Origin of the sequence: Mycobacterium sp. E2989 (genome assembly GCF_001667595.1) — a bacterium.
Taxonomy (GTDB): Bacteria; Actinomycetota; Actinomycetes; order Mycobacteriales; family Mycobacteriaceae; genus Mycobacterium.
The window spans coordinates 142,553-150,998 of record NZ_LZJX01000008.1 but is presented as its reverse complement, the minus strand read 5'-3'; the positions used below and the strand labels follow the sequence as shown (position 1 = coordinate 150,998).

8 protein-coding genes are annotated in these 8,446 nt (G+C 67.2%); 5 read left to right on the top strand and 3 right to left on the bottom strand.

Annotated features, from left to right (window positions below):
* A partial coding sequence (locus tag A5680_RS02875) for a hypothetical protein (RefSeq protein WP_067815901.1) occupies positions 1 to 551 on the bottom strand: 551 nt, incomplete at its 3' end.
* Positions 552 to 853: 302 nt separating this feature from the next.
* On the opposite strand from A5680_RS02875, the gene arc reads away from it, so the two are divergent.
* Entirely contained in the window at positions 854 to 2,683 is a 1,830-nt protein-coding gene (gene arc, locus A5680_RS02870) for a proteasome ATPase (RefSeq protein ID WP_067815957.1), read from the top strand.
* Positions 2,684 to 2,770: 87 nt separating this feature from the next.
* Here arc and A5680_RS02865 read toward each other — a convergent pair whose 3' ends face one another.
* Positions 2,771 to 3,415, bottom strand: coding sequence for a hypothetical protein (locus A5680_RS02865; RefSeq protein ID WP_067815898.1), 645 nt, complete (start codon positions 3,413 to 3,415; stop codon positions 2,771 to 2,773).
* A 9-nt stretch (positions 3,416 to 3,424) separates the two neighbouring features.
* Positions 3,425 to 4,615 carry a hypothetical protein gene (locus A5680_RS02860; protein WP_082970240.1) on the bottom strand — a complete coding sequence of 397 codons (1,191 nt, stop codon included), beginning with the start codon at positions 4,613 to 4,615 and terminating at the stop codon, positions 3,425 to 3,427.
* Positions 4,616 to 4,812: 197 nt separating this feature from the next.
* Between A5680_RS02860 and dop the strand changes: the two genes are divergently transcribed.
* The 4 genes from dop (at position 4,813) to prcA (ending at position 8,293) form a co-directional block, all read left to right on the top strand.
* Positions 4,813 to 6,321 carry a pup deamidase/depupylase gene (gene dop / locus A5680_RS02855; RefSeq protein WP_055399388.1) on the top strand — a complete coding sequence of 503 codons (1,509 nt, stop codon included), beginning with the start codon at positions 4,813 to 4,815 and terminating at the stop codon, positions 6,319 to 6,321.
* Positions 6,322 to 6,438: 117 nt separating this feature from the next.
* Positions 6,439 to 6,633, top strand: coding sequence for a ubiquitin-like protein Pup (locus tag A5680_RS02850; RefSeq protein WP_007170369.1), 195 nt, complete (start codon positions 6,439 to 6,441; stop codon positions 6,631 to 6,633).
* Positions 6,630 to 7,523, top strand: coding sequence for a proteasome subunit beta (gene prcB, locus A5680_RS02845; protein ID WP_055399390.1), 894 nt, complete (start codon positions 6,630 to 6,632; stop codon positions 7,521 to 7,523). Before A5680_RS02850 ends, prcB begins: the two co-directional genes overlap by 4 nt.
* On the top strand, positions 7,520 to 8,293 hold the full coding sequence (gene prcA / locus A5680_RS02840; RefSeq protein WP_055399392.1) for a proteasome subunit alpha: 774 nt from the start codon (positions 7,520 to 7,522) through the stop codon (positions 8,291 to 8,293). Before prcB ends, prcA begins: the two co-directional genes overlap by 4 nt.
* Positions 8,294 to 8,446: the final 153 nt, after the last annotated feature.

Genomic DNA, 8,446 nt, shown 5'->3' with positions numbered 1-8,446 from the left:
GCGGCAAGCAGGGGGCGCAGCACCAAAAACGGTGCGCCGTTGCTGGACTTGCCCAGCGCCAGCAGCATTTCGGCGGTCCGCCGCGACAACTGCCAACCCCCTTGGAAGGGCGTGAATTCCATTGGGAAGCGGAAGCTGCCGTTGGCCCGCTGGGCGGTGTTGACGTCGATGGTCGCCACCACGTTGGAAGGGGTCTTGTCGGACCAGGCGATGTCGTGCGCGACGAAGTTCATCGGCAGGTAGCCGTTGTCGCGCAACGCGTTGGTGAACTTGTCCAGGGTGTCCGCGCTTTCGGGCGTCGCCCCTTCGACCAAATTCACCTTGTTGATGCCGGGTACGTTCGGGTCCGCGAGCCGGGTCAAGATGTCGGTGAGGGCTTCAGGCGTCGGAAGCGGGGTACTCGGAGGAATGACAACCGTGCTCGATGTCGGCGGGGCCGCGGGGGGCGCGGAGGAGGCGATTCTGGGTTGTTGGTGCGACGAACATCCGGAGATCCCGACCGCCGCCAGGACGGCGACGGCGCCCAGCGTGGCGGACAGGTGTCGGTGCATCCAGTCGATCAGGCCGGCCGTGGGGTCGCGGCGCTCTTCGAAACGGGCGAACGGCGGCCAACGGGTGCAACCGAACTCACACTCGTGGCCGTCGGGCCGACGTCGGCTGCGCCGACCAAGCCCGTGGCGAGGCTTTTTGCGGTCACGGCGGCCCTTTCGATCAGCGAGATTAGTGGCCGAGATTACCAGCGAGACAAAAATCTTAACTTTTCGTGGGTATTTGACTCACCACATCATTGGTCAATCGCCGGTAGCTTTGAAGGTATCCACCGCGCCAATTCGGTGTGGGAAAGGAGCGCAACATGGGTGGCTCAGAGCGTTCTGAATCATTCGGTACCCCCCGCGAGTCAGGTATGTCCAGCGGCGATGCTGCCGAATTAGAGGAACTACGCCGCGAGGCAGCGTTGCTGCGCGAGCAACTAGAGCATGCGGCCGGGGCGCAGGGTAGCGCCCGCTCCGCGCGCGACGTGCATCAGCTCGAAGCCCGTATCGACTCGCTTGCGGCCCGCAACTCGAAGTTGATGGAGACGCTCAAAGAGGCGCGCCAGCAACTGCTCGCGTTGCGGGAGGAAGTCGACCGGCTCGGGCAGCCGCCGAGTGGCTATGGCGTCTTGCTTGCCGCGCACGAGGATGACACGGTCGACGTGTTCACCTCGGGTCGCAAGATGCGCTTGACCTGCTCGCCCAACATCGACGCGTCGTCGCTGCGTAAGGGTCAGACGGTTCGTCTCAACGAGGCGCTGACCGTCGTCGAGGCCGGCACGTTCGAATCCGTCGGCGAGATCTCGACGTTGCGCGAACTGCTTGCGGATGGACATCGGGCGCTGGTCGTCGGTCACGCCGACGAGGAACGCATCGTCTGGCTCGCCGAGCCACTGGTGGCTGAGGACCTGCCGGAGGGTCACCCCGACGCTCTCAATGACGACACCAGGCCGCGCAAGTTGCGGCCTGGCGATTCTCTGCTGGTCGACACCAAGGCCGGCTACGCGTTCGAGCGAATTCCCAAGGCCGAGGTCGAGGATCTGGTGCTCGAGGAGGTGCCCGACGTCAGCTACTCCGACATCGGTGGCCTGACTCGCCAGATCGAGCAGATCCGCGACGCCGTGGAGCTGCCCTTCCTGCACAAGGAGCTGTACCGGGAGTACGCGCTGCGCCCGCCCAAGGGTGTGTTGCTGTACGGCCCGCCCGGCTGCGGGAAGACGTTGATCGCCAAGGCGGTGGCGAACTCGCTGGCCAAGAAGATGGCCGAGGTGCGCGGCGACGACGCGCGCGAGGCGAAGTCCTACTTCCTCAACATCAAAGGCCCCGAACTGCTGAACAAGTTCGTCGGCGAGACCGAGCGGCACATCCGGCTGATCTTCCAGCGGGCGCGCGAAAAGGCGTCCGAAGGAACGCCGGTGATCGTGTTCTTCGACGAGATGGACTCGATCTTCCGCACCCGCGGCACGGGTGTCTCCTCGGACGTCGAGACCACGGTCGTCCCGCAGCTGCTCAGCGAGATCGACGGCGTCGAGGGGCTGGAGAACGTCATCGTGATCGGCGCCTCCAACCGTGAGGACATGATCGACCCGGCGATCCTGCGGCCCGGCCGTCTGGACGTGAAGATCAAGATCGAGCGGCCGGATGCCGAAGCGGCGCAAGACATCTTCTCGAAGTACCTGGTCGAGTCGCTGCCGGTGCATGCCGATGACCTCGCCGAGTTCGGAGGCGACCGGTCGGCCTGCATCCGGGCGATGATCGAGAAGGTCGTCGAGCGGATGTACGCCGAGATCGACGACAACCGGTTCCTGGAGGTCACCTACGCCAACGGTGACAAGGAAGTCATGTACTTCAAGGACTTCAACTCCGGGGCGATGATCCAGAACGTCGTCGACCGCGCGAAGAAGAACGCGATCAAGTCGGTGCTGGAGACCGGGCAACCGGGTCTGCGCATCCAGCATCTGCTCGACTCGATCGTCGACGAGTTCGCCGAGAACGAGGACCTGCCCAACACCACCAACCCCGATGACTGGGCGCGGATTTCGGGCAAGAAGGGCGAGCGGATCGTCTACATCCGCACCCTGGTCACCGGCAAGAGCTCGAGCGCATCGCGGGCCATCGACACCGAGTCCAACCTCGGCCAGTACCTGTAGGCGCTCAAGCCGCGTCGCGACACTTAAACCACGCACACGACACGCCGAGGCGGATGTGCGTGGTTTGAGTTTCGACGGCTTCGGCCGTCAGTCGGTCACCAGCGAGTAGCTGTTGGCCAGGTTGTCCTGCAGCACCTGGGCCGCCCGGGTCCTGGTGTCCACGCGCAGCTCTTCGGTGAGCACTCGCGGCTGGTAGGTCCACCCCGCCGGCAGGTCGAGCCGGTCGGCGAGCCGCGGTAGGTCGGCTTGCGACAGGTTGGGGTCGGCGACCTGGCTGAAGGTCTGCATCACCCAGTGCTGTCCCTGCGGGTCGATGAGCTCGTAGACCTGTTCGCCGGCGTTGAAGACGAAGACCGTATGGCGATTGACCTTGTTCGGGATGTACGGCGCGGGATTCATCGAAGACAACAGGACGGTGGCCTGCTGGATCATCTCGATCCCGCCGAAGTTCTTGGTCACCTGTGGCCCCTGGGCCTCTTTCTCGATCGCGTTCATCAGCCAGTACCGGGGGCCGTTGAGCAGCGCTGCGGCCACACCGTTTTCGGCGGCGATGGCGTGCGGGTCGAGCGCGGACCACAGGTCGGCCGGGCAGTCGTTCAGCGGGAAGCTGTTGTAGACAGTGGCCTGCGGGCCGGCCTCGCCGGCGGTGACCAGCAGCACCTCCCCGTAGCGCTTTCCTGCCAGGTCGAGTGCGTGTTTACCGACGGCGCGGTCGGATTCGGGGGCGGACACACGGTGAAATTAGTCACTGCCACCGGTGCCGTCAACAGCACGCGCGGTCAGCGCGACGGCGCCGCGGTAGCGGTTGCGGGCGACCAGGGTGGTGTGCAGGTCCTCGATCAGGGGGTCCAGGAAGGTGCTGCGGTACTCGGCGTCGCCGGCCGCGCGGGCGCTGATGTACATGAAGGTCAGCGCGCCGAGGAAAAGACTCATGTGCACCAGTGAATCCGGAACCGGCAGCGTGAATCCCAGCACGGTCGCGGTGCTCTTGTAGGTGTGGGTCCATTCGTTGAGCAGGTCGGGGCTCAGCACGATCAAGCCGAGGATCAGGTAGATCGCGGCGGTCACCACCGCCACCACCAGGATCTGCGCCAGCTGCGATGCGGCCAGCACGAACACCACGTTGAGGCGTTCCGTCTTCTTCAGCGGCGCGGAATCTCTAGCGTCGGGCAAGCCCGCGAAAGGCGTGCCGGCAAGGTGTTCCTTTTCCTCGGGCAGCGCCGCCGTCGACTTCAGCATCGGCCGGACCCGCTCGACGGTGGCCGAGACGACGAAGGCCGCCGCGATGGAGACCAGGAACGCCATCGCCAGCCCCAGCCGGTTCCCGCTGATCGTCGCGGCCATCAGCCAGACGTAGGTGTTGAAGAACACCAACGCGGTCAGCAACACGACCGGCAACGCCCGAACCGCCAGCGCGCCGACCATGGTGAAGTGCGACAGCATCATGCGCATCGCCCAACCGACCACCGAGCCGATGCCGAAGCCGGTCAGGATCAGCACGACGAGGAGCACGGCCGCCTGCTGCGGCAGTTGCGCGGCGTCGCCCGTCGCCACCCCGACGCCGGCGACCACCAGAACCGACGCCGTCGCCAGAGCGGCCCGCGTCCGCCCGCTTCGTGACCGGGACACCAGCCAGCCGACCAGCACCATCAGCGGGAGGCTGAGACCGACGATCACCAACACGATCAGCTCGGAAGTTGTTGGCGTTCCGGTGATTTCGATGTCATGGCCGCCGGTGATCAGATAGACCGGCAACACGCAGGCCTGCAACGTCGCGTATGCCGCCAGCATGGGCGCCGAACGTGGCCAGAGGCGTCGCCAGCGGGCGCGGCGGGTGAGCACCGACGGCAAACCCCGCTGCAGGAACCAGCTTTCAGCCGCACCGCTGGCCGCACCTCGGCGGCGCGGCGTGCGGCGCAGAGGTAGCTCCATGCCGGCTCACCCTACGGCGGGCGGCCCACCCGCGCTGGTCGTTGAGCGACTCCACCTCAGCCCCGTCCCCCTCGCCGCTTCGCGGCTGGGCGGTTCCCCCAGCGCGGGCCGCATCGTCGGCGGGCCTAGCCCCGACTGCCCGCCTTCTCCTCGCCCCGCCGCGCGGGCCGCATCGTCGGCGGGCCTACGCTTAGGTCATGCAACGGATTATCGGGACGGAGGTCGAGTACGGCATTTCATCACCGTCGGACCCGACGGCCAACCCGATCCTCACCTCGACTCAGGCGGTACTGGCCTACGCCGCCGCCGCCGGCATCCAGCGCGCGAAACGCACCCGCTGGGACTACGAGGTGGAGTCCCCGCTGCGGGACGCCCGCGGTTTCGATCTGAGCCGTTCGGCCGGGCCGCCGCCGGTGGTCGACGCGGACGAGGTCGGCGCCGCGAACATGATCTTGACCAACGGGGCCCGGCTCTACGTCGACCACGCCCACCCCGAATATTCGGCGCCCGAATGCACCGACCCGCTGGACGCGGTGATCTGGGACAAGGCCGGCGAGCGCGTCATGGAGGCCGCCGCCAGGCATGTCGCCAGCGTGCCGGGGGCGGCCAAACTGCAGCTCTACAAGAACAACGTCGACGGCAAGGGCGCCTCCTACGGCGCGCACGAAAACTACCTGATGTCGCGGCAGACGCCGTTTTCGTCGATCATCGCGGGGTTGACCCCCTTTCTGGTGTCCCGGCAGGTGGTGACCGGCTCGGGCCGGGTCGGCATCGGCCCCTCCGGGGACGAGCCCGGCTTCCAGCTGTCCCAGCGCTCCGACTACATCGAGGTCGAGGTCGGGCTGGAGACCACCCTCAAGCGCGGCATCATCAACACCCGCGACGAACCGCACGCCGACGCCGACCGATACCGCCGGCTGCACGTCATCATCGGCGACGCCAACCTCGCCGAGACGTCGACCTACCTGAAACTGGGCACCACCGCGCTGGTGCTGGACCTGATCGAAGTCGGCCCCGAACACGGGATCGACCTGAGCGATCTGGTGCTGGCCCGGCCGGTGCACGCGGTCCACGCGATCAGCCGCGATCCGTCGTTGCGGACCGCCGTGGCCCTGGCCGATGGCCGGGAATTGACGGGCCTTGCGCTGCAACGGATTTACCTGGACCGGGTGGCGAAGCTGGTCGACAGCCGCGACCCCGACCCCCGCGCGGCCGACATCGTTCAGACGTGGGCGCACGTGCTCGACCAACTCGAGCGGGACCCGATGGAATGCGCCGAGGTGCTCGACTGGCCCGCCAAGCTGCGCCTGCTCGAGGGCTTCCGGCAGCGGGAGAACCTGAGCTGGTCGGCCCCCCGGCTGCACCTCGTCGACCTGCAGTATTCCGATGTCCGGCTGGACAAGGGCCTCTACAACCGGCTGGTCGCGCGCGGCTCGATGAAGCGCCTGGTCACCGAACATCAGGTGCTCGACGCGGTGGACAACCCGCCGACCGATACGCGGGCCTACTTCCGCGGTGAGTGCCTGCGCCGGTTCGGCGCCGACATCGCCGCGGCCAGCTGGGACTCCGTGATCTTCGACCTGGGCGGTGATTCGCTGGTCCGGATCCCGACGCTCGAGCCGCTGCGGGGCAGCAAGGCGCACGTCGGGGCCCTGCTGGACTCGGTGGACAGCGCCGCCGAACTGGTGGAACAACTCACCAGCTAGGCCCGTTAGACCGGGGAACGTCGGGGTTGACCGGTAGGGTAGGGAGATAACAGCGAGCAGCGTGGCTTACTAAGCAAGCAGCGGCTGAACAAGTTCAGATGAAGCAGGAGGCCGGCGATGGCTCAGGAGCAGACCAAGCGTGGCGGTGGTGGTGGCGACGACGACGACTTCGCCGACAGCACGGCCGCGGGCCAGGAGCGCCGCGAGAAGCTAGCCGAGGACACCGACGATCTGCTCGACGAGATCGATGACGTCCTCGAAGAGAACGCCGAAGACTTCGTCCGGGCATACGTCCAAAAGGGCGGACAGTGACCTGGCCCTTCTCCGATCGCCTGTCCACTAACTCAGCACTTCCGGGCTCGGCCCTTTCCCGAAATCCCACCGTCGACCTGTCGTCGTTTGCCGACTTCCTGCGCCGCCAGGCGCCGGAGCTGCTGCCGGTGAGCCTGGGCGGCGGCGCGCAATCCGCCGGGGCCGGCTCTCAACTGCCGCACGGCACCACGATCGTTGCCCTGAAATATCCCGGCGGCGTCGTCATCGCGGGGGACCGGCGCTCGACCCAGGGCAACATGATCGCCGGGCGCGACGTGAAGAAGGTGTACGTCACCGATGACTACACCGCCACGGGCATCGCCGGCACCGCCGCGATCGCCGTCGAGTTCGCCCGCCTCTACGCGGTGGAACTGGAGCACTACGAAAAGCTCGAGGGCGTGCCCCTCACCTTCGCCGGAAAGGTCAACCGGCTGGCGATCATGGTGCGCGGAAACCTCGCCGCCGCGATGCAGGGCTTGGTGGCCCTGCCGCTGCTGGCGGGTTACGACATCGACGCACCCGACCCCGAAGGCGCCGGCCGGATCGTCTCGTTCGACGCCGCCGGCGGCTGGAACATCGAAGAAGAGGGCTACCAGTCGGTGGGCTCGGGCTCGATCTTCGCCAAGTCGTCCATGAAGAAGCTCTACTCGCGGGTCGTCGATGCCGATTCCGCGGTGCGGGTGGCCGTCGAGGCGCTCTACGACGCCGCCGATGACGACTCGGCCACCGGCGGACCCGACTTGGTTCGCGGCATCTACCCGACGGCGGTCACCATCGGTGCCGAGGGGGCGGCCGAGGTGCCCGAAAGCCGGATCGCCGAACTGGCCCGCGAAGTCATCGAAAGTCGTTCCCGCGCGGACACATTCGGCCCCGACGGCGGTGAGAAGTGAGCTTTCCTTATTTCATCTCGCCCGAGCAGGCGATGCGCGAGCGCAGCGAGCTCGCCCGCAAGGGCATCGCGCGCGGCAAGAGCGTGGTGGCGCTGGTCTACGCCGGTGGTGTGCTCTTTGTCGCGGAGAACCCGTCGCGCTCCCTGCAGAAGATCAGCGAGCTCTACGATCGCGTGGGTTTCGCGGCCGCGGGCAAGTTCAACGAGTTCGACAACCTGCGCCGCGGCGGGATCCAGTTCGCCGACACCCGCGGTTACGCCTACGACCGCCGCGACGTCACGGGCCGTCAGCTGGCCAACGTCTACGCCCAGACCCTGGGCACCATCTTCACCGAGCAGGCCAAGCCCTACGAGGTGGAGCTGTGCGTCGCCGAGGTCGCGCACTACGGCGAGACGAAACCGCCTGAGCTCTATCGCATTACCTACGACGGCTCGATAGCCGACGAACCCCATTTCGTGGTGATGGGTGGTACCACCGAGCCGATCACCACCGCGCTCAAGGAGTCCTACGCCGAGAACGCCGACCTGCGCGACGCGACGCGGATCGCGGTGAAGGCGCTGCGGGCCGGCAGCGCCGAGGGTTCTGGCGGCGATCAGCCATCCCCCGACGTGGGCAGCCTGGAGGTCGCCATTCTGGACGTCAACCGGCCGCGGCGGGCGTTCCGCCGGATCAACCGGGCGACCCTGGAAAGCCTGTTGCAAGAGGGGGATTCGAAGCAGGCGGAATCCGACGGCGAAACGCCCGGTTCCAACGGCGACTCCGCGGGCTGAATCGGGCCCGCACGGCGCCCCGGCCCGCGTTCGCTATCAGCTGAACGCCCAGGGCAGACCGGGTCGGCACGTGGCGGTTCTGGGGCCGCTGGTGCCCACGATGCTGGTGAGCCGTCCGGGTGTCGCGCCGGATCCCTGCCCGCGCGGCCCGTC

Excerpts from the sequence above, each read along its gene's own strand:
- arc (WP_067815957.1), top strand. The coding sequence starts at position 854 with ATGGGTGGCTCAGAGCGTTCTGAATCATTCGGTACCCCCCGCGAGTCA.
- A5680_RS02860 (WP_082970240.1), bottom strand. The coding sequence starts at position 4,615 with ATGGAGCTACCTCTGCGCCGCACGCCGCGCCGCCGAGGTGCGGCCAGC.
- dop (WP_055399388.1), top strand. The coding sequence starts at position 4,813 with ATGCAACGGATTATCGGGACGGAGGTCGAGTACGGCATTTCATCACCG.
- A5680_RS02850 (WP_007170369.1), top strand. The coding sequence starts at position 6,439 with ATGGCTCAGGAGCAGACCAAGCGTGGCGGTGGTGGTGGCGACGACGAC.